This window comes from Rhodococcus sp. 06-156-4, assembly GCF_002259345.1.
GTDB lineage: Bacteria > Actinomycetota > Actinomycetes > Mycobacteriales > Mycobacteriaceae > Rhodococcoides > Rhodococcoides fascians_E.
In genome coordinates this window covers 53,544-74,313 of sequence record NZ_NPGB01000026.1, presented here as the reverse complement: position 1 = coordinate 74,313, position 20,770 = coordinate 53,544, and the positions used below count along the sequence as shown (strand labels likewise).

15 protein-coding genes are annotated in these 20,770 nt (G+C 66.8%); 8 read left to right on the top strand and 7 right to left on the bottom strand.

Annotated features, from left to right (window positions below):
* Nucleotide 1 precedes the first annotated feature (1 nt).
* Genes CH290_RS17810 through CH290_RS17790 form a run of 5 tightly spaced genes read right to left on the bottom strand, consistent with a single transcriptional unit; the run spans nt 2 to nt 3,975 of the window.
* On the bottom strand, nt 2-1,756 hold the full coding sequence (locus tag CH290_RS17810; RefSeq protein WP_033190574.1) for an NTP transferase domain-containing protein: 1,755 nt from the start codon (nt 1,754-1,756) through the stop codon (nt 2-4).
* Nucleotides 1,753-2,187 (bottom strand): PaaI family thioesterase, encoded by a 435-nt coding sequence (locus CH290_RS17805; RefSeq protein WP_019666070.1) that lies wholly within the window; start codon nt 2,185-2,187, stop codon nt 1,753-1,755. Before CH290_RS17805 ends, CH290_RS17810 begins: the two co-directional genes overlap by 4 nt.
* 11 nt (nt 2,188-2,198) lie before the next feature.
* On the bottom strand, nt 2,199-2,504 hold the full coding sequence (locus CH290_RS17800) for an MGMT family protein (RefSeq protein WP_019666069.1): 306 nt from the start codon (nt 2,502-2,504) through the stop codon (nt 2,199-2,201).
* Nucleotides 2,505-3,281 carry an alpha/beta fold hydrolase gene (locus CH290_RS17795; protein ID WP_033190575.1) on the bottom strand — a complete coding sequence of 259 codons (777 nt, stop codon included), beginning with the start codon at nt 3,279-3,281 and terminating at the stop codon, nt 2,505-2,507.
* A 7-nt stretch (nt 3,282-3,288) separates the two neighbouring features.
* On the bottom strand, nt 3,289-3,975 hold the full coding sequence (locus CH290_RS17790; protein ID WP_033190576.1) for a TetR/AcrR family transcriptional regulator C-terminal domain-containing protein: 687 nt from the start codon (nt 3,973-3,975) through the stop codon (nt 3,289-3,291).
* A gap of 113 nt (nt 3,976-4,088) precedes the next feature.
* Between CH290_RS17790 and CH290_RS17785 the strand changes: the two genes are divergently transcribed.
* The 5 genes from CH290_RS17785 (at nt 4,089) to CH290_RS17765 (ending at nt 15,554) form a co-directional block, all read left to right on the top strand.
* Complete coding sequence (locus tag CH290_RS17785; protein ID WP_230621119.1) at nt 4,089-5,819, top strand: ABC transporter ATP-binding protein; 1,731 nt, start codon at nt 4,089-4,091, stop codon at nt 5,817-5,819.
* Nucleotides 5,816-7,651 carry an ABC transporter ATP-binding protein gene (locus CH290_RS17780; RefSeq protein ID WP_033190578.1) on the top strand — a complete coding sequence of 612 codons (1,836 nt, stop codon included), beginning with the start codon at nt 5,816-5,818 and terminating at the stop codon, nt 7,649-7,651. The genes CH290_RS17785 and CH290_RS17780 overlap by 4 nt, the downstream gene beginning before the upstream one ends.
* Entirely contained in the window at nt 7,648-8,628 is a 981-nt protein-coding gene (locus CH290_RS17775) for an ABC transporter substrate-binding protein (protein ID WP_019666064.1), read from the top strand. Before CH290_RS17780 ends, CH290_RS17775 begins: the two co-directional genes overlap by 4 nt.
* 66 nt (nt 8,629-8,694) lie before the next feature.
* Nucleotides 8,695-12,057, top strand: a complete 3,363-nt coding sequence (locus CH290_RS17770; protein WP_033190579.1) for an ATP-dependent helicase — start codon at nt 8,695-8,697, stop codon at nt 12,055-12,057.
* Complete coding sequence (locus tag CH290_RS17765; protein ID WP_094620629.1) at nt 12,054-15,554, top strand: ATP-dependent helicase; 3,501 nt, start codon at nt 12,054-12,056, stop codon at nt 15,552-15,554. Before CH290_RS17770 ends, CH290_RS17765 begins: the two co-directional genes overlap by 4 nt.
* 3 nt (nt 15,555-15,557) lie before the next feature.
* Here the strand turns inward: CH290_RS17765 and CH290_RS17760 are convergent, their stop codons facing one another.
* Entirely contained in the window at nt 15,558-15,941 is a 384-nt protein-coding gene (locus tag CH290_RS17760; protein WP_020112090.1) for a DoxX family protein, read from the bottom strand.
* Between the two features lie 148 nt (nt 15,942-16,089).
* On the opposite strand from CH290_RS17760, the gene CH290_RS17755 reads away from it, so the two are divergent.
* Both CH290_RS17755 and nudC read left to right on the top strand, forming a co-directional pair.
* Nucleotides 16,090-17,157 carry a potassium channel family protein gene (locus CH290_RS17755; protein ID WP_026347941.1) on the top strand — a complete coding sequence of 356 codons (1,068 nt, stop codon included), beginning with the start codon at nt 16,090-16,092 and terminating at the stop codon, nt 17,155-17,157.
* A 64-nt stretch (nt 17,158-17,221) separates the two neighbouring features.
* Nucleotides 17,222-18,127 (top strand): NAD(+) diphosphatase, encoded by a 906-nt coding sequence (nudC, locus tag CH290_RS17750; protein ID WP_037142684.1) that lies wholly within the window; start codon nt 17,222-17,224, stop codon nt 18,125-18,127.
* A 44-nt stretch (nt 18,128-18,171) separates the two neighbouring features.
* Here the strand turns inward: nudC and CH290_RS17745 are convergent, their stop codons facing one another.
* On the bottom strand, nt 18,172-18,444 hold the full coding sequence (locus tag CH290_RS17745; RefSeq protein WP_026347939.1) for a mycoredoxin: 273 nt from the start codon (nt 18,442-18,444) through the stop codon (nt 18,172-18,174).
* A 109-nt stretch (nt 18,445-18,553) separates the two neighbouring features.
* Between CH290_RS17745 and CH290_RS17740 the strand changes: the two genes are divergently transcribed.
* Nucleotides 18,554-20,680: an ATP-dependent DNA helicase UvrD2 gene (locus CH290_RS17740; protein ID WP_033190582.1), complete on the top strand. Its 2,127-nt coding sequence runs from the start codon at nt 18,554-18,556 to the stop codon at nt 20,678-20,680.
* Nucleotides 20,681-20,770: the final 90 nt, after the last annotated feature.

The following is a 20,770-nucleotide window of genomic DNA, read 5'->3' as shown; positions in this document are numbered from 1 at the left end:
TTCACCGAGGCAGGAGCACCAGTTCGACGGGTACGTCGGGGTCGTGCTCCGGCGGGATCAACGCCACGGCGTCGCTGTCGATCAGAGTGCGCAGATGGGCGGTCCCGATGCCGGGGGAGACGCGCCAGCCAGTGCCGTCCCGCACAACGGGCACGATGCGTGTCGTCGACGCCTTGTCGGTCCCGCTCACGTACCCCAGCAGCGGAGGTCGGGGAGTTCGCGCTGTGAGAGCGTCGACGACGGCGGGTCCAGTCACCATGACCGTCGCGACGGCCGCGAACGGATTACCGGGCAGTCCGAGCACCACCGTACCGTCCGGTAGCACCGCTGTGATCTGCGAACCGCCCGGACGGACGCGCGTGCGGTGCACCACGACGTCCGCGTCCGCGTCGACGAGCGCGCTGCGCAGAGAATCGGCGGCTCCGCCTCCGGTCGCACCGACGACGACGACGAGATCGGCGTCGGTGGGGTCGGCGAGGAGATCGTCGAACGCCGTGGGCGAATCGTCGAGGTGTTCCGAGTCGGTCGTGGAGATGCCGCACGCAGCGAGATAGTTCGGCAAGACTGGCCCGATGGTGTCGCGGGTCTGCCCTGGTTGTAGCTCGCCGGGTCCCCGAATCTCGTTCCCGCTGAGAATTATTCGTGCTCGGACCGGTCCGCGTACTGAGATGTCCTCGATCTCGGCGCCGAGGGCGACGGACACGAGGGCGGCCCCGATGTCGGTTCCCGCCGGGGCGAGTACCGTTCCGGCGATCCAATCCTCGCCCGCACGCCGAGTGTCGTCGTGCACGGGTGCACCCTCGGCTCGATTCAAGTCGTCACCGGACACTCGCACGTCTTCGTCCCGTACTACCGAGTCCGCTCCCGCGGGAACGAGGGCACCGGTGGCGATGCGCATGGCTTCCCCGCGCCCCAGCGGCCGGTGGCCCGATGTGCCTGCGAATGCGATCTCGCTGCGAATCGTCCACGGCCCCGTCCCGCACACCGCGTATCCGTCCATCGCCGAGATGTCGACCGGCGGCAGAGGGGCCGACGCGATCACGGGCTCGCTCGAGGTCGCACCGAGAGCGTCACGGGTGGCCGTACGTCGGGTCGGAATGGGGCGCAGCCTGTTTCGGATCGTCTCGCGTGCCTCGTCGACGGTCGGTACGGGTTGAGCCGGCAAGTACTCGGCGAGGTGTCGCCGCGCCAGACTCAGATGCTCGGGAGTGTCGCAGTCGTCGACGCCGTCGATGCGGATCACGCGGTGATCCTGCGGAATCAACGCACGCATCGGCAGATCCCGCGTGTCCGGGAGATCGTCGATGCTGCGCCTGAGGGCTGCGGTGTTCCAGACACCGAAGAGGTACTGCGTGCGTCCGTCGCCGTCCGCCGCGAAGGTGGCGGCAGCAGCGTCCGACTCCGCCACGAGGCGATCGATCGCCGCGGCGTCGACGAACGGGAGATCCGCGGCCAGTATCAGAAGTGCGTTCGCGTCACCGGTACCGACGCTGCGATCGCGGAGGGCGTCCAACCCCGCTGCGATCGCCGCGACCGGCCCGGACCCGGCGGGATTCTCGCGGGTTTGCACGATGTGCGGCGCCAACTCCGGTCGATGCGGTCCGACGACGACGATGGTGTCTGCTACCGCGGCCGCGTCGATCATTCTCTGCAGCATGCTGATTCGGCCGACGGTCAGGCCTGGTTTGTCGACGCCGTGCATCCTGCGTGCGGCGCCTCCCGCAAGGATGACCGCGTCGACACCGGTGATGCTCATGTCGGGAGCGGCACGTTCTGCAGCCGAACCTGCCCCCGGGCAATGGCCTTTCCGCTGTCCGTGGCGGTGATCGTGACCAGCCACAGTTGCTGAATTCGGCCTTGCTGCAGCGGCTCTGCGACGACGTCCACTCTGCCGCCCTTACTGGCGCGAAGGAAATCGGTACCGTTGTGCACACCGACGGCGAACTCGCCTCGATCCTTCACCGCTTCGCTCGCGCCGATGCTCGCAGCGGATTCGACTGCCGCGGTGTAGACCCCACCGTGCACGACGCCCCACGGAGTGTGATGGTCCTCCGACAGCTCGATGTGGCCGACCACCCGAGTTCCAGAGACCTCGTCGACGACCAGTCCGGCTGCCGCGACGAACGGGCTTGCCTTACCGAGTGCGTACTTGGCAGTCGGGCGAGGATCGAACGGTCCGAGGTTCATGCTTTCCGAGGTTAGTCGGCGCCGAACGCGAACCGAATTTCCCCCAGGCGCACCCGCCCGTCGACGGCGAGGACGCCTTCGCTCCGCAGGTTCTCCAACTGACGAGTCGCGAGGTGAGCTGCCGGTCTGCCGCTCACCGGCAGCACCCGATGCCACGGCAGGTCCGCGGAGTCGGTGCGCATGATCCACGCCACGATGCGCGGACTCGACAGGCCCGCTGCGGCAGCGATGTCCCCGTAGGTACTGACGCGTCCAGCTGGAATCGACGCGACGAGTTCGCGGACCCGTTCGACCTGCTCGTCGGTGATCGCTGCCATCTACAGGAGCCGACGCACCAGCTCGGCGACCTCTGCGGGCTTGGCCTGAGCCACCATGTGGTCGCAGTCGAACTCCAGGACGGTCAGGTTGTCCCCGAGTCGATCGGACAACGCGGCCTTGAACTTGTCTCCGACGTACGGAGGTTGCACGCGCATCGCCTGCACCAAAATCGTCGGCACATCGGCAGGAGGAACCACGAGCGGCCGGGCGAGTTCACCCCACGACGAGACGATCGCCGGGGTCGAGATCCGCCAGGCGACACGCCCCTTGTCGGCGTCGACGAGGTGGTCCTGCACCTCCTGATCGAGCAAAGCCGGATCGACGTCGGCCCACGCGCCGTTCAGTTTCTCCGACTTGGCTTCCTCGGCGTCGGTGTAATCGGGAAACTTGGCCGTGAGCCCAGCCACTTCGAGGAGGTCGGACGGGTCCAGCTCGATCGCCGGATCGAGCAACAGCAACCCGCGTACCTTCTCGGGACGGGACTTCGCGAGGTGTACGGCAAGCGCACCACCGTAGGAGTGACCGACGACCACCACCGGGCCCCGAGCATGCGCGTCGAGCAGCTCGCTCAAGCCGTCGACCTGAGCGTCGATGTCCCACGGCGGCGTCCACGGAGACCGGCCGTGGCCGACGAGATCGGGAGCCAGCACGCGAACATCGGCGAGATGCTGGTGGGCTAGGTGCGCCCAGCGTGCGCCGTGTCCCGTCATTCCGTGAACAGCGAGAACTTCGGGTCCGTCGGCGGGACCGTACGTGTAAGAGTTCAACTTCGGCACGGCTCAACTATGCCGTACCCGGTATTCTGCTGCTCGCTTCGACGGCTTCACTCGAGCTGCGGACGGCGCGGTGCAGGCGAGCACGGTGAGCTTCGATGCCGTCGAGAACGCAGTCCAGTGCGTACCTGAAGTGCTCCTCGGCACCGTTGTCCGCCGCGAAACGTTCCATCATGTCGGCCACCGCGCCCAGTCCGCGACCTCGTTCGTCCGCGGGCGGCAGGTTGCCTAGCATCGCACGATGATCGGGACCGGACATCATCCGGGCGTCGGCCAGTGCCACGTGCGAGACGCACATCGTGAACGCGACCGTGTACGCGGGCGCCGCAGCGTCGCCGAATCCGGCATCGATCAGCTTCGACACCGCAGCCTCCAGTATCGGTGCGATCGCCGGGGTCGCCGGCCCGTGCAACAGGCTCCACTGCGCCACTCCAGGATGTCGCGCGAAGGCGTGACGCACGTTAAGCAGGAGCTCGGTGAGCCACGGCCGCCACGAAAGTTCCTCCGGTGGAACGGATACGGACGACGAGACACGGTCGACGACAGCCGCGCACAGCGCGGCCCTGTCTCCCGCGTGGTGGGCGATCACCGACAGTGACGTGTCCAGTGCTGTCGCCAGCTGCCTGCTCGTCCAGCCGTCGAGGCCGTGGACTCGCGTCAGAGCCACCGCTTCGACGACGATCAACTCCGCTGTCATCCCGGTTCGATAGGTGCGTTTGTTCTGCGAACGAGAGCCTTTACGTTCCGTTCCCGGCACTGGTACCTTTCCTTCCAGAATTAGATCAGTGATCCAATAGTAGACGGGTGCGCATGAATCCCCCCTCTGTTTCGCTTCTCGATTTTCTGCGGCCGGTCCGCGGTCGATTGGTCGCGGGCGCCGTACTGGCCGCACTCTCCGGCGCAGCCGCAGTGGTGCCCTTCGTTGCAGTCGCCGAGGCCGGCAGGTCACTGCTCGGCGCAGACCCCGACGCCGTGTGGTGGTGGACCCTCGTCGGCATCGTCGGTGCGGTAGCTCGAATCCTCCTCTACGGCGTCGCCACGGTGCTGTGTCACTACGCCGACGCCGATTTTCGGGCCATCACCCGTCGATCCATCGTCGAGGTACTCGCCGCTGCACCGCTTGGCTGGTTCGGCGACGCCGGGTCGTCCGAGGTGGACAAGGCAGTCTCCGACGACGTCAAGCGTATGCACGTCATCGTCGCTCACTCGGTCGCCGAGCTCGCGGGAACCGTCGTCACCCCCGTCGTCGCGTCGATCTACCTGTTTCTCGTCGACTGGCGAATGGCTGCCCTCGTCGTCGGATTCGTCGTGATCGCGTTCCTTCTGGTCAGCCCGCCCATGCGCACGACATTTCGGAAGTACATGGGCGCCTACAACACTGCACTCGCCGACGCTGCCCGATCCACCGTGGAACTGGTCGACGGTATCGAGGTCGTCAAAGCGTACGGACGCGGAACAGAGGTGTTCTCGCGTTTCACGTCATCGGTCGATCGGTTGACCGACATCTGCCGGACGTGGATGAAGGGCACCGGTGGCCCGGTGACCGTGCTCACGGTGCTGTATTCGCCCGCTGTCCTGATCGTGTGGATTCTCGCCACCGGATCGGTGCTTGTCGTCTCGGACTCGCTCGAGCCGGTGAATCTGTTGCCGTTCCTCGCGGTGGGAGTGGGTCTGCCGGGGCCGTTCATGAACCTGACTCAGATCGCAGGGTCGATCAGCAGCGCGAGTGTCGCCGCGGCTCACGTCGGGACAGTCCTGGCCACACCGCCGCTGCCGCCGTCCGAACACCCGGCGTCACCCGTCGGGTCCTCGGTGGAATTCAGCGACGTGGTGTTCGCGTACGGGGACGGCCCCGACGCGCACGTGGCACTCCGCGCAGTGAACCTGGTGATGGAACCAGGTACCGTCACCGCGCTCGTCGGTCCGTCGGGGTCGGGGAAAACCACTGTGGCGCGGCTGGTCCCGAGGTTCTGGGACGTGTCCGGCGGAGCCGTCCGGATCGGGGGTGTCGATGTCCGGGACGTCGATCAGGCACAACTCCTGTCCGACGTCGCTGTCGTCTTCCAGGACGCGCAGGTGCTCCGCGACACGGTGCGCGAGAACATTCGGCTTGCCCGTCCGGAGGCCGGTGACGATGCCGTCGAGGCTGCCGCACGTGCGGCCTACATCCACGACCGCATCACCGAACTGCCAGACGGCTACGACACCGTTCTCGGCTCGAGCGGGTCCGGGCTGTCCGGCGGTGAGCTGCAACGCATCACGATCGCCCGAGCTGTGTTGCAGGACGCGAAGATCCTGGTTCTCGACGAGGCGACCGCACATGCCGATCCTCACAGCGAAGCCCGAATTCAACGCGCATTGTCGACCCTGGTCGCCGGACGGACCGTGCTGGTGATCGCTCATCGACTCGAGACGATTCGCGACGCGGATTCGATCGTCGTACTGGAAGGCGGACGTGTAGTGGAACAAGGCACGCACGACGAGCTCGACGCTCTCGGCGGGCGCTACCGCCAGATGCGTGTTGCAGCAGGCGCACGATGATCGGCCGCACGGATGCGTTGCTGGACAGGCCGAGCGGGCTGCGTGGCCTGGTCGTCGGATACTCGATCGTCGGTGTCACCCAGGGGCTGGTGTTCGGCGCCCTCGTACCGATTCTCCGATCCCTGTTCGACGGGAAGGTCCCGGTCGGGTGGATCGTGATCGCCGCTGTCGGTGCCGCGGCGTCGGGTGCGGCACTGATCGTGACATCCAACGTGGGGTTCTACGTCGGTATCGACGCGATGACCGATGCTCTGATGAGAAAGATCGGAGCGCACGTGACCACTCTGCCGCTCGGATGGTTCACCGGTCCGCGTGCCGGGCAGGTCTCGGCGATCATGTCCACGTCTCTGCAGAACTTGATGAGCGTGCCGTCGGTGTTCCTGCAGCAACTGACCGTGGCGGTCACGACGCCTGCCACCGTGGTGATCGTCACCGCATTCGTCGACTGGCGGGTCGCGGCAGTGATGATCCTCCCGATACCGTTGCTGTACTTCTTCTTCCGTCGCATCAAGACCATCGTCGGCCCCGAACACGATCGCGAGGAGCGCATCCACACCGAGGTCTCCGAGCGTGTTCTCGAGTTCGCACGCCTGCAACCGGTGCTGCGAGCGTCGGGAAGGCTCACCGACGGCTGGGACGAGCTGAACCGGACCATCGACGCCTCGAGGGTGTCGACTCGGGCAAGTCTGGACCGGCAGAACGCTCCTCTCGCGAGGTTCGTCGCAACAGTCGGACTCACCTTGGTGCTCGTGCTCGTCGTGACGACCTACCTTGCGCTCGGCGGCGAGCTGCAGGCCGCCGACGCGGTCGTCGTCATGCTTCTTGCCGTGAGGTTCGTCGAACCGCTGTCGCTGCTCGGCGCGTACGCATCGGGTCTGAGGCTCGCCGACACTGCCCTCGACAGTGTCACGGCCGTCCTCGACGCCGAGCCACTTCCCGAGCCTGCCTATCCGAAGGAGCCGAGTCCAGTCTCTGTCGGTGACTCCGCGGATTCTGCGGTTGGCGTTTCGGTCGAATTCGACAGCGTCACATTCGGATACGACGAGCGCCCAGTGTTGCGTGAGGTCAGCTTTCGCTGCGAACCAGGCACGGTGACGGCGCTGGTCGGCCCGTCCGGTTCCGGAAAATCGACGCTCACCCGGCTGGTTGCGCGGTTCTGGGACACCGACGAGGGCGCCGTCCGTATCGGCGGTGTCGACGTGCGAGACATGGCGTCGTCGTCGCTTGCGAGCATGATCGCAATGGTGTTCCAGAACGTGTATCTGTTCGACGACACGATCCTCGAGAACGTGCGCCTGGGCAACCCGACCGCATCCGACGCGGAGATCCACGCTGCGGCCCGCGCGGCTCGGCTCGATTCGGTCGTCGCCGAATTGCCGGAAGGATGGAACACACGAGTAGGCGAAGGCGGCGCGTTGCTCTCCGGCGGTCAGCGGCAGCGCGTGTCCATAGCCCGTGCGCTGGTGAGAAACGCGCCCATCGTCCTCCTGGACGAAGCAACGGCCGCGCTCGACGCGGAGAACGAGGCAGCCGTGGGCGCAGCGATCCGAGAACTGTCGACGGGACGGACTGTCATCGTCATCGCGCACCGGCTCGAGACCGTCCGCGGTGCAGACCGAATCGTGGTACTCGGTGATGGAACGGTAGAGGACATCGGCACACACGACGAGCTCGTCGGACGAGACGGCCTGTACTCCAGCTTCTTCCGCGATCGCACCGATGCAGTCGGATGGACCCTGAACACCAAGAAATCACAGAACGAGAAACCACGGAACGAGGAAGCGACAGTGACACAGCAGAAGCTCGGGATCGAGCAGGAGAACAACGGGTGAAGGTCTTTGCCGCACTCACCGCCGCGGTGATCGGAACTCTGATCGTCGCAGGGTGTTCGTCGACCACCGACAACTCCGGCCAGGAGTCGACGCGAACTGTCGACCACTCCTACGGGACCACCGAAGTGCCCGTGCATCCGCAGCGCATCGTCGCGACCGACGAGTACGCGGCGATGAGTTTGCTGGCCGTGGGGGTGGTGCCTGCCGTCGTGTTCACCGGGTTCGGTTCCCCCATCGGCGATCGGCTGAGTGCGCAAGCGGGTTCGGAGGTCATCGAGGTACCCCCGACGGGCGCGCCTCCCACCGAGGACGTGCTTGCGCAGAATCCGGACCTCGTGGTCTCGAGTGACTACGGCGACGACACCCTGTACCGTGCGATCTCCGAGACCGTCCCGACAGTCCCGATGCCGTACGCGACGCCATGGCGGGAGTCGCTGGCGTTCACGGCCGGCGTGTTCGACCGTGACGACGACGCGGCGCGCCTCGAATCGGTTCTGGATTCCGACATCGACGCTCTGCGCAGTGATGTGGCTGCCCATCCGGTGTCGCTGTCGGTTCTGATGAACAGCTCCGACATCCTGGCCGTCGCGGCTCCCACGGCTCCGTCGTCGATTCTCGCTGCCGAGGTGGGTATCAGTGCACCACCGATGCAAGCAGACCCGTCGACCGGCGGAACGGGCGGCCCGTGGACGGCCCTGTCGCCCGAAGTGCTGCCGAGCCAGAACGCCGATATCGTGGCCGTGTTCGACGAGGGGGTCTACTCGGCGGAGAATGTCCGGCGGACACCGGGTTTCGCCGAGGCAACAGGGGACCGAGCCGTCGAGGTCAACGGTGACATGTGGTTCGCGGGTCACCCGTTCGCCGTGTACTGGTTGGTGCGCGATCTCCGCGCCCTGATCGACGGGAACGTCGGCGACGTCGGAAGCGAGGCGACGGCGCAGAGCCGCTACGACGACTTCGTCGCCGCCTCGAGGTGACCGCGGGTCCCGGCGAGCACTTCGGGGCGGGGACGACATGTCGGTGGCCCATGATCCAATCGAGCAATGAGTTCGGACAGTCGGAGCGGTACCCAGCACGGGGGTAGGCACGCCGCTGCGGCCACCCTCGTGCGGGCACCGAAGGTCGCCGTACCGCCCCGGACGTGGACGGGTTCTGCGGCGCACATGCTCGCCGGGAGGACCGACGCCGTGTCCGCCGCGGTGGACGGCGCACCCGCCTGGCAGCCGTGGCAGGTGATCGGAGGTCCGGGTACTGGTAAGTCCTCCCTGGTCGCGGACTATGCGGTGTCGCGGATCGTCGCCGGTGACCCGGAAGCGGTCCTCGTGCTGACTCAGTCGAAGCGCGCGGCCACCGCGATGCGTCAGCAGATCACCGGGGGATTGTTCGCCGGTGAGCACGCCGTGCGCGCAACACGGGAGCCCCTGGTACGAACGGTACATTCCTACGCCTTCGCTGTGCTGCGCCTGCAGGCGGCCATTCACGGCAACCCGCCCCCTCGGCTGCTCACCGGCGCCGAACAGGACGCCGTCGTCCGCGAGATGCTGCGCGGCGACCTCGAGGACGGAGCCCAGGACTGGCCGGACCGATTGCGTCCCGCGCTCGGCATGGCGGGGTTCGTCACCGCGGTACGCGACCTCATGCTGCGCTCGGCAGAACGCGGGATCGGTCCGGAGGATCTGGTGAAACTGGGTCGTAGGCATGCGCGTCCGGAGTGGATGGCCGTCGGAAAGTTCGCCGCGCGGTACGAGCAAGCGATGCTGCTGCGCGGAGCCGTCGGAGTCGAGGCGGCAGGCGCGTCGGCACCCGGGCTGGACGCTGCCGAACTCATCGGCAGTGCACTGATGGCGTTCGCCACCGACCCCGATCTTCTTCATTCCGAGCGCGCCCGTATCAGACACCTCGTCGTCGACGATGCGCAGCATTTGGATCCACAAGCCGCACAGTTGGTTCGGTTGATCGGTAGCCGCACGGAATCGACGGTGATCGCCGGAGACCCGGATCAATCGGTGTTCACCTTCCGCGGCGCCGACCCGTCCTTTCTGGCCGACCTCGCCGACGCCGGGTCCGAGCAACACGTGATGCTCGACCGAAATTTCCGCAGCGCACCCGCAGTCGCTGCTGTCACCGCGAGGATCAGCGGGCGTCTACCCGGCCTCGGTCGGCACCGCGCCCCGGAGGCAGTGGCGTCCGCGCAGTACGGCGACGCCCGAGCGCTCGTGCAGGTGCTGCCGTCGGCCGCGAAGGAAGCGGCGCTGATCGCGGACACGATGCGGCGCGCGCACCTCGTCGACGGCATGCCGTGGTCCGCGATGGCCGTGGTCGTACGGTCCGTTCCCCGCGTCATCGCGCCGCTGCGCCGAGCCTTGCAGGCGGCGGGGGTCCCGATCCTGACGCCGGCGTCGGAACTTCCGCTGCATCGTCAGCACGGCGCCGTCGGTCTACTGCTCGTGGTGCGCGCCCTGGTGGACCCGACCTTCGACGGTGAGGACGCGCTCGCTCTGCTGTCGGGTCCGGTCGGCGGCGCGGATCCGGTGGCACTTCGACGCCTCCGCCGCGGTGTCCGGCGTGTGGAGCTGGCTTCGGGAGGGGAGCGGGATTCGGCAGAGCTGCTGCGGCAGGCCATCACCGGAGTTCGATCGCATTCCGGTAGCGACACCGCCCCCGAGACGGACCGTTCTCGGTGGATGGCCCAGTTGTCCGACGTGGAGGCGGCTCCGCTGCGCCGCGTGCTCGGTGTGGTGCGCAAGGCCAACGCCGTCGCACGCCGCGGACGTGGAGTCGAGGACGTGCTGTGGGCTGCGTGGCAGGCCTCCGGGCTCGAGCGGCGGTGGTCGGCGGCGTCGGCTCGTGGAGGATCGGCCGGTGCTCAGGCGGACCGTGATCTCGATGCCGTCGTCGCCCTGTTCGACAGCGCAGCCGCATACGTCGATCGTCTGCCGCAGGCGCGGCTCGCCGGGTTCGTCGAATACATTTCGCAACAACAGATTCCGACGTCGAATGGCATGGCCGGTGCTGTCCCCAAGGATGCCGTGACCGTACTGAGCGCACACTCGGCAGCGGGCCGGGAGTGGGATCTCGTGGCTGTAGCCGGTGTGCAGGAGGGCTTGTGGCCAGGTCTCCGGGCTCGCGGCAGCTTGTTGGGAACGGAATCCCTCGTCGATCTCGCGTCCGGAGTCGCCGACGACGTGACGTCGGACGGAACGTTGTCCAAGACGGCGCCTCTGCTCGCGGACGAGAGACGGTTGTTTATGGTCGCATGCAGTCGAGCGCGGTCGACTCTGCTGGTCACTGCAGTGGACTCCTCGACGGGTGACACCGATCTGGTTCGGTCGCGCTTTCTCGACGAACTTCGAGGTAACGAGGATGCGGACGAGCTGGAGCATGTTCCCGAGGTGCCGCAGCCTGCGGCACGAGTACTCGCACTGCCCATGTTGGTCGCCGAGCTCCGCAGAGTCGTGTGCGACGCCGATGTCGCCGAACACGACCCGCAGAAGCACGCCCGCGCCGCGCGGCAACTGGCCAGGCTGGCCGACGCTGGGGTGAAGGGCGCACACCCACGCGAGTGGTTCGGAGTTGCGGGTACCAGTACCGACGCTCCGCTGTGGACACTCGGTGACGGCCCGGTACCGCTGTCGCCGTCCACCGTGGAGCAGCTCACCACATGCCCGCTCCGGTGGATGCTGGACCGCCACGGCGGCAACGACGGCGCCAACACCCACGCGGTGACGGGAACTCTCGTGCACACTCTCGTTCAGGCGGTTGCCGGAAAAATGCCTCCGGAGCAGGTCCGGCGTGCTCTCGAAACTGCCTGGGACGCGGTGGATCTCGGCTCGCAGTGGTTCTCGCGTCACGAGTTGGATCGCACCGGAGCGATGCTGGACACCTTCGAGAGATGGCTCAGTGGAACCCGAGGTGAGCTCACCGAAGCAGGGGTGGAGGTAGCAGTCGACGGTGTGCTCCCGGCGCGGACCGACGACGAACCGTCCGTAGCGCTCCGTGGACGAATCGACAGGCTCGAGCACGACCCGGACGGTCGGCCGGTGATCATCGACGTCAAGACGGCCAAGACGGTCATGTCCAAGGAGGACGCTCGCTCCCACAATCAGTTGGCCACCTACCAGGTGGCGGCCGCGGCCGGCGCCATCGAAGGAGAGCCGGCGGGCGAGCCGGGCGGAGCACGGTTGGTCTTCGTCGCCAAGCCCCACAAACAGGACGGTGCGACGCAGCGTATCCAGGAAGCGCCGACGCCGGAGAAGTTGGCCGAGTGGCGCGACACGGTTCACGCCGCGGCGTCGGCGACGCAAGGCCCGTATTTCGAGGCATTCGTGAACGACGGGTGCAGGCATTGCCCGGTGAAGTCCAGTTGCCCGGCGCAGGAAACCGGAAGGCAGGTCACCGAAAGTTGAGTACGGTCACCAAAACCGGCACACGGCTCGAACGTTCCGTTCGCGACGCACGGATCGATCCGATCGAGTTGTCTCGGGCGCTGGGGCAGAAGCATCCGCCGACAGCAGAACAGGCGGCAGTGATCTCGGCCCCGCTCGGGCCGACGCTCGTCGTCGCAGGAGCGGGAGCGGGCAAGACCGAGACCATGGCTGCGCGCGTCGTCTGGATGGTCGCCAACGAATTCGTCGACCCCGACGCCGTACTCGGCCTCACGTTCACACGAAAGGCCGCGCAGCAGCTCACTTCGCGAATCCGGGCCCGCCTCGCGCGGCTCGCCGGTTCCGACATCGTTCGAGAACTCGATCCCAGTCTCGCTCTGCGAGAACGAATTCTGAGCGGTGAGCCGGAAGTGAGTACGTACCACTCGTACGCGGGGCGGCTGTTGACCGAGCACGGACTGTTGCTCCCGATCGAGCCCTCGGCCACACTCCTGTCGGAGACCGAACTGTGGCAGTTGGCGCATCGGGTGGTGAGCACGTGGGACGGCGACCTGGACACCGAACGCAACCCCACGTCGATCACCGAGGCGGTTCTTGCGCTGTCGGGTCAGCTCGCCGAGCATCTGGTCGCGCCCGACGCCCTCCGCGGCGCGCACCTGGAGCTCGATCGACTGGTCCACACCCTCGGCCCCGGTCCCAAGCAGCGAGGCGGTCCGGCGAAGGCCCTGCTGGACATCGTCGATGCGCAGCACGCACGTGTTGCGTTGTTGCCACTGGTCGAGCGGCTCGCCGAGACACTGCGTCGCGAGGGTGCGCTCGACTTCGGCAGTCAAATGTCGCTCGCGGCACGGGTCGCGGCCGAACACCAGGACGTGGGCAGGTCCGAACGGAGCAGGTTCCGGCTGGTATTACTCGACGAGTATCAGGACACGGGCCATGCACAGCGAGTCCTGTTGTCCTCGTTGTTCGGTCGAGGATCCGACGCCACTCTCGCATTGACTGCGGTCGGTGATCCGATGCAGTCGATCTACGGATGGCGAGGTGCCTCGGCGGCCAACCTCCCGCGGTTCGCGACCGATTTCCCGCAGTCGAGCGGCGCACCCGCACCCAGGCTCGAACTGCTGACCAGCTGGCGCAATCCTGCCGAAGCGCTCGAACTCGCGAATCGGATCACGACGCCGCTCCGTGAGGGGGCTGGGAGCGGAGCCGGCGGGAGCGACCCGGGGGCTGGGAGCGGAGCCGGCGGGAGCGACCCGGGGGCTGGGAGCGGAGCCGGCGGGAGCGACCCGGAGACTGGTGTGTCGGTGCCGACGCTTCGGCCGCGGCCGGGGGTGGAGCCCGGTGACGTGAGGATTGCGTTGTCGGCGACGGTGGTCGACGAGCGCGAGTGGGTCGCGGACAGCATCGCCGGGGAGTATCGATCGGCGCTCGCCGAGGATCGGTTACCCCCGACGGCGGCGGTGTTGGTGCGTAGGAACGCCGACGCCGAACCGATAGCCGATGCACTACGCGCCCGGGGTCTTCCGGTCGAGGTGGTCGGACTCGGCGGCTTGCTGCACGTCCCGGAGGTCGCCGACGTCATCGCGATGCTCCGACTGGTCGCGGACCCGATGGCGGGAAGTGCAGCCATGCGTGTCCTCACCGGTTCGCGTTGGCAGATCGGTGCCGCCGACCTTCGTGCTCTGTCGCGGCGAATGCGGGAACTGGGAATTCGCTCCGGCCACGGAACACCGGGCCGAGTCGACGATGTGGCGGCGCTCGATGCCGCGCTCGAAAGTTCGCTCCCGGGTGAGCATTCGGAGGACGCCGGACTGGCGGACGCGATCGCCGATCCCGGTCCGGAGGAGCGCTATTCGGAGAGCGGATTCGCGAGGATCTCCGCGCTCGCCGCCGAGGTGCATGCACTACGGGATCGAATCGGTCAGCCTCTGACGGAGCTCGTGGCCGACATCGAGCGGTCGATGGGCATCGGAATCGAAGCCCAGGCTCGTACGCCGATGTCCGCCGTCGGAGTGGTCGGCCGCGAGCACCTCGACGAATTCGCGGTTGTGGTGGCCGATTACGCCGACAATCCCAGCGCGACGGTCACCGGTTTCCTTGCCTTTCTCGCCGCCGCGGAGACCGTCGAGGACGGACTTGCACCAGGGGAGATCGAGGTGGCGCCGCACCGAGTGCAGGTACTCACCGTGCATTCGGCGAAGGGCCTCGAATGGGAGGTCGTCGCTGTCCCGCACGTGTCCAAGGGTGTATTTCCGTCGTCGACGGCTGCATCGACCTGGCTCGGCGCGATGGCGGAGCTTCCGCCGACACTGCGCGGAGACAGATCGGTCGCCGGCGACAGCGGTCGGATGTCCGAGGGCGTCCCCGTTCTGGAACTCGACGACGTGCACAACCGTAAGGACCTCGCCGACGCCATCGACCGGCACAAGGACGCGCTGGCACGTCGCCGGTTGGCCGAGGACCGCCGCCTGTTCTACGTAGCGCTCACCAGGACGGAACGGGTCCTGTTCGTCTCGGGTCACCACTGGGACGAGACGAGCAGCAAACCGCGCGGACCGTCCGACTTCCTCAGTGAGGTGCGGGCCGTCCTCGACGACGGCTCCGACCGCGGCCGCCCTGTCGGCGTCGTCGATCATTGGGACCCCGAGCCCGAGGACGGATTGGAGAATCCGCTTGCGGCCCAGCCTCATTCTGCCCTGTGGCCGCGAGATCCGCTGGGACTGCGCCGCGACGCCGTGGAGCGTGGAGTGAGGGCGGTCCTGAGCGTGGACACGTCGCAGCCTTCCGGGCACGACGACGAATCCGATCCGGAGAACTGGGCTGCCGACGTCGATGCTCTGCTCGCCGAACGAGAGGAGCGTATGCACACCAGGGTGGATGTGGAGTTGCCGCACAACCTCTCGGTGAGTCAGCTCGTCGATCTCGCCGCAGATCCGGACGCGTTGGCGTCGCGACTTCGTCGACCGTTGCCGTTTCCTCCCAACCCTCTGGCGCGTCGAGGCACAGCGTTCCACGCCTGGATCGAGCGACGCTTCGGGGCGACGAGGTTGTTGGATCTCGACGAGCTACCGGGTTCGGCGGACACGGGTGCCTCCGCCGATGTCGATCTCGAGACGTTGCAGCAGGCCTTCCTCGACTCCGACTGGTCGCTTCGTAGTCCGATCGAGGTCGAGGTCCCGTTCGAGACGTCCGTTGCCGGGACGGTACTTCGGGGCCGGATCGATGCGGTGTTCGCCGATTCGGACGGTGGATGGACCGTCATCGACTGGAAGACGGGTCAGGAGCCGACTGCCGCCGAGGAGAAGTCGGTGGTCATGCAGCTCGCTGCGTATCGCATCGCGTGGGCCGAACTGATGTCCGCGTCGACTGCGGAGCCCGTTCCTCTGGATCGTGTGCGTGCCGCGTTCCATTATGTGCGCAGCGGCCGGACCATCGCTCCGAACGACCTGCCCGACGCCGGGCAACTCGCGACCCTCATCGACGGGACCCGGGACATCGAGTTCGGCGAGAGATCGTGAGCGTCAGGACAGTCGTCGTACCTTCAGGGCTTCGGTCACCAGTGGAATCTGGAGCGGAAGACGGGCCAGCACAGCGGCTTTGACGACGGGGGAGGTCTTGGGGTTGCTCACGAACCTGCGCGCCATGTCGATGTTCGCGGGAAACACCGCGACGAAGAGCGCTGCAGCGAGCCCGCCACCGAGGCGCCGTGTCGCCGGAACGGCCACTGCACCGGCCACGGCGAGCTCGGCGATTCCCGACACCTGCGTGTACGTGCGCGCCTTGCCCGGAAGAGCGCGGGGTACCTGCATGTCGAAGAACTGGGGGGTGACGAAGTGGAGGACCCCCGCGCCGCCCAGAAGAACGGCGAGTCGTGCGGCCGCGGCGTGACTCGTGCGCTGTGTCATGGCTACACCGTGCCACAAGCGGCGACGACAGTGGTCGACGCGTCGGCACGAGCGAAATCGCGGATTGGGGTTAGGCTGCCAGCCGGACCGTTGCGGTGAACGAACGGGCTGCGACGAGTGCAGATGCGACGAGAGCAGAGAAGGAAACGTGGCTGGTAGATTGCGTGCCCGCTTGAGTGCGGGCGACACGCTGACCGACAAGCCGGACTTCGCGTTGGTGGGTGTTCTGCGGGTCCCGGAGTTGCAGAGCAGCCCGTGGCGCGCGATCTATCGGCGCATCCTCATCGCGCTCGCGGCCTTGCTGCTGGCCGCGGTGATCGTGTACCTGGACCGCGACGGGTATCGGGACGCTCAGGACAACGAACTGTCCTTCCTCGATGCGCTCTACTACGCGACGGTCTCGTTGTCCACGACCGGATACGGCGACATCACCCCGATCGCGCCGTCGGCCCGCCTCGTCAACATTCTGGTGATCACACCACTTCGAATCTTCTTCCTCATCTTGTTGGTCGGCACGACGCTCGCGGTTCTCACGGAGCGTTCCCGGCAGGCATTCAAAATTCAGCGATGGAGGCGCAGCGTGCGCAATCACACCGTGGTCATCGGTTTCGGAACGAAGGGCCGCACCGCGGTCGACGCCATGCTCGGGGACGGTGTTCCCGCGTCGGAGATCGTCGTCGTGGATACGGACCAGACGGTCCTCGATTCCGCGTCCAACATGGGGTTGGTCACGGTGCACGGTTCCGCAACCAAGTCGGACGTGTTGCGATTGACCGGCGCACAGCACGCCGCAGCGATCATCGTCGCCACCAACCGCGACGACACCGCGGTGCTGGTGACGCTCACCGCGCGCGAGATCGCGCCGAAGGCCAAGATCGTCGCGTCGGTACGAGAGGCCGAGAACACTCACCTGGTTCGGCAGTCGGGTGCGGACTCGGTGGTGGTGTCCTCGGAGACCGCAGGACGTCTGCTCGGCATCGCTACCTCGACGCCGAGCGTGGTGGAGATGATCGAGGATCTCCTGACGCCGGAGGCCGGATTCGCTGTCGCCGAGCGCGAAGTCGAGCGCGACGAGGTGGGCGGGTCGCCGCGACACCTCACCGACATCGTGTTGGGCGTCGTGCGCGGAGGCAAGCTGTACCGCGTCGGATCGCCCGAGGTCGACGCCGTCGAGGCATCGGATCGTCTGCTCTACATCCGCCGCGTAGGGGAGTGAACGCGCGGACGATCCAGTCCACGCGGTCGGACGAGGGTCCGAGCGGGCGCAGTAGGGTTCAGTGGTGCCACGATTCGAACTCGCTTCTCCACCGTTGTTGTCCCGCTCGCCACTCGATCGAGCCGAGGAACTTCGAAAGAACACCGACGCGCTGCGCAGCGGCTGGCCGACGGCGAAGGTACTGCAGGTCGATCACCGGGGAAGGCTCCGGGTCGAGGGCGATTCTCTGGTGTACGTCGATGCGACGGACCTCGGTTCGGAACCCGCGCTGGACGCCGTGTTTCTCGGCATCGACGACGGACGTCATCTGTGGGCGCAGCGCGTCGGGGCTCTGACCGGCGAGCTGGGGGACCTTCGGACCATCGGTGAGCGTCTGGACGCGACCCAGCTGTCGATCCTGACGAGCGCGCTCGCGATCCTGAACTGGCATGCGAGTGCAAGCTTCAGTGCGCTCGACGGCGCAGCGACGACTCCGTCGGCGGCCGGGTGGTCGCGTGTCAGCACGTCCAACGGCCACGAGGAGTTTCCCCGCACGGACCCCGCGGTCATCTGCCTCGTGCACGACGGAGCGGACAAGGTCCTCCTGGCCCGGGCTCCGGCGTGGCCGGAGCGTCGATTCTCGGTCCTCGCGGGCTTCGTCGAAGCGGGCGAATCGCTCGAGACCTGCGTCCTACGGGAGATCCGCGAGGAAGTCGGCATCACCGTCTCCGACATCACGTACCTCGGCAGTCAGCCGTGGCCGTTTCCGCGGTCGGTGATGATCGGGTTCTCCGCCGTCGCCGATCCCGAGGTTCCGCTGAACTTCCTGGACGGTGAGATCGCCGAGGCGCACTGGTTCGACCGCAGCGAGGTCCGAGCGGCTCTCGAAGTCGGCGACTGGGCCGCCGACTCCGACTCACGGCTTCTGTTGCCGGGCTCGATCTCGATCGCCCGGGGCATGCTCGAAGCGTGGGCGGGCTCCGCCGGTTAGGTTGCGCAGCGTCGTTACCGCGTCCGACCCGCCACGCGTGGCATCTAGAGTCCGAGTGCGCTCTTGACGGCGGCGAGTGACGGGTTGGTCGCGGTCGAGCCGTCGGCGTACAGAACGGTCGGGACGACGTGGTTGCCGCCGTTGACGCTGCCGACGAACTCGGCGGACTTCGGATCTTCCTCGATGTCGATCTCGGCGTACGCGATGCCGGCTTCGTCGAGCTGGGTCTTCAGACGCCTGCAGTAACCGCACCACGTCGTTGAGTAGACGGTCAGTGCCGCGGGGGACTCGGGTGCTGAGTTCTCGGTGGTAGTCACGAGACGATTCAACACCGATGCCGAATGTGTTGTTCCGTCGGTCGAGTGAGCACCGGCGGAGTCCGAGGCGGCAGACGGGATGACGGGTGTGTCGGCACCCCCTGACATGATGGAGACCATGTCTGTGGATTCGATGACCGCCGGGTTGGATCCCGAACAGTCGGCCGCGGTGGCGGCCCCACGAGGCCCCGTCTGCGTTCTCGCCGGTGCCGGTACCGGCAAGACGAGGACCATCACGAGGCGCATCGCACACCTCGTCGACGCCGGTCACGTGTCGGCCGGGCAAGTCCTCGCAGTGACCTTCACGGCGAGGGCCGCGGGGGAGATGCGCGGCCGGTTGAGAGAACTGGGTGTCGGTGGTGAGGGCCCGTCCGTGCAGGCCCGCACGTTCCACGCTGCTGCGCTGAGGCAGCTGAAGTACTTCTGGCCTCAGGTGGTCGGGGACACGGGCTGGCAGCTTCTGGATCGGAAGTTCGCCCTGGTGAGCCAGTCGGCGCACCGCGCCGGAGTGTCCACGTCGACGGACTCCGTGCGCGATCTGGCCGGTGAGATCGAATGGGCGAAGGGCTCGTTGATCGCACCCGAGGACTACCCGGCAGTGGCCGCGCGGCTGCGCCGGGAGGTGCCGATGGATGCTGCGAAGGTCGCCTCGGTCTACGCCGGGTACGAGGATTTGAAGTCGCACGGCGGCGACGGAATGCTGCTGGATTTCGACGACTTGCTGCTGCACACCGCTGCTGCGCTCGAGGAGCATTCTGCCGTCGCCGACGAGTTCCGTGAGCGGTACCGCTGCTTCGTGGTGGACGAGTACCAGGACGTGACGCCTCTGCAGCAGCGTGTGCTCGATGCCTGGCTCGGTGAACGTGACGACCTGACGGTCGTCGGTGATGCGAATCAGACGATCTACTCGTTCACCGGCGCGACCCCGCGGTACCTACTGGATTTCTCGCGACGCTTTCCCGACGCCACCGTCGTGCGTCTCGAGCGTGACTACCGATCGACTCCCGAGGTGGTGTCGCTCGCCAACCGGGTGATCGGCGCAGCGCGCGGGCGGATCGCCGGGACTCGGCTGCAATTGATCGGGCAACGCCCGGCAGGCCCAGAACCGGAGTTCTTCGAGTACGACGACGAGCCGGCCGAGGCCGACGGTGTCGCTCGGGCGATCAAGAGGTTGATCGGCAAGGGTGTCGCGCCCGCGGAGATCGCGGTGCTCTACCGCATCAACGCGCAGTCGGAGGCGCACGAGCAGGCTCTGACGGAGTTGCAGATTCCGTACCAGGTCCGTGGCGGCGAAGGGTTCTTCAACAGACCTGAAGTGCGGCAGGGTATTTCGGCTCTTCGCAGCGCCGCCGGCAGGGAAGATCTGCCGGACGAGTCCAAGTACGGCGACGGCCTGCCGTCGCTGGTGCGCGCTGTACTGGCGCCGCTCGGTTTGACGTCGACGGAGCCGACGGGTGCACAGGCGCGGGAGAAGTGGGCATCGCTCGGCGGGCTGGTACAGGTCACCGAAGAATTGTTGGCGCAGGATCCGGCGCTGGATCTGGATCGTCTGCTCGGTGAACTGGCGGCCCGCGCCGAGGCGCGGCATCCACCGGTCGTCCAGGGTGTGACGTTGGCGTCGCTGCATGCAGCGAAGGGTCTCGAGTGGGACGCTGTCTTCATCGTCGGACTCGCCGACGGCACGCTGCCCATTTCGCATGCGCTCGGCAGCGACCCGAGTGCCAACAACGACGCCGCGATCGAAGAGGAACGGCGGCTGCTGTACGTCGGCGTCACTCGTGCGCGCGAGCATCTGCATCTGTCCTGGGCGCTCGCGCGCAACGAGGGCGGTCGCAAATCCAGGCGTCGGTCGCGTTTTCTCAACGGATTGATTCCCGAGGATTCACCCGCATCACGCATCGCCACTCCGACGACCAAGAAGTCCGGACCCAAGTGCAGGTTGTGCGGCAAACCGTTGATCGGAACGGCGGCGACCATGCTCGGTCGCTGCGAAAGTCACCCGACGGACGTCGATGTTGCTCTGCTCGATGCGTTGAAGGCATGGAGGTTGGACAAATCGCGGGAGCTGAAAGTGCCTGCCTACGTTGTCTTCAGCGATACGACGCTCACGGCCATCGCAGAGCAGCAACCACAGGACGACCGCGGTCTCGTGGCCATTCCCGGGATCGGCGCGAAGAAGTTGGAACGTTTCGGTGAGGACGTCCTGACCGTCGTGCGGGAATCATCGACCAACTGATGTAAAGCCGCAGGTAGAAAATAACTTGTGCAGTTTCGACCAACAGGTTTAGTCTGTTTTCACCGCTCGCGGGAGACCGCGTGCCACAGA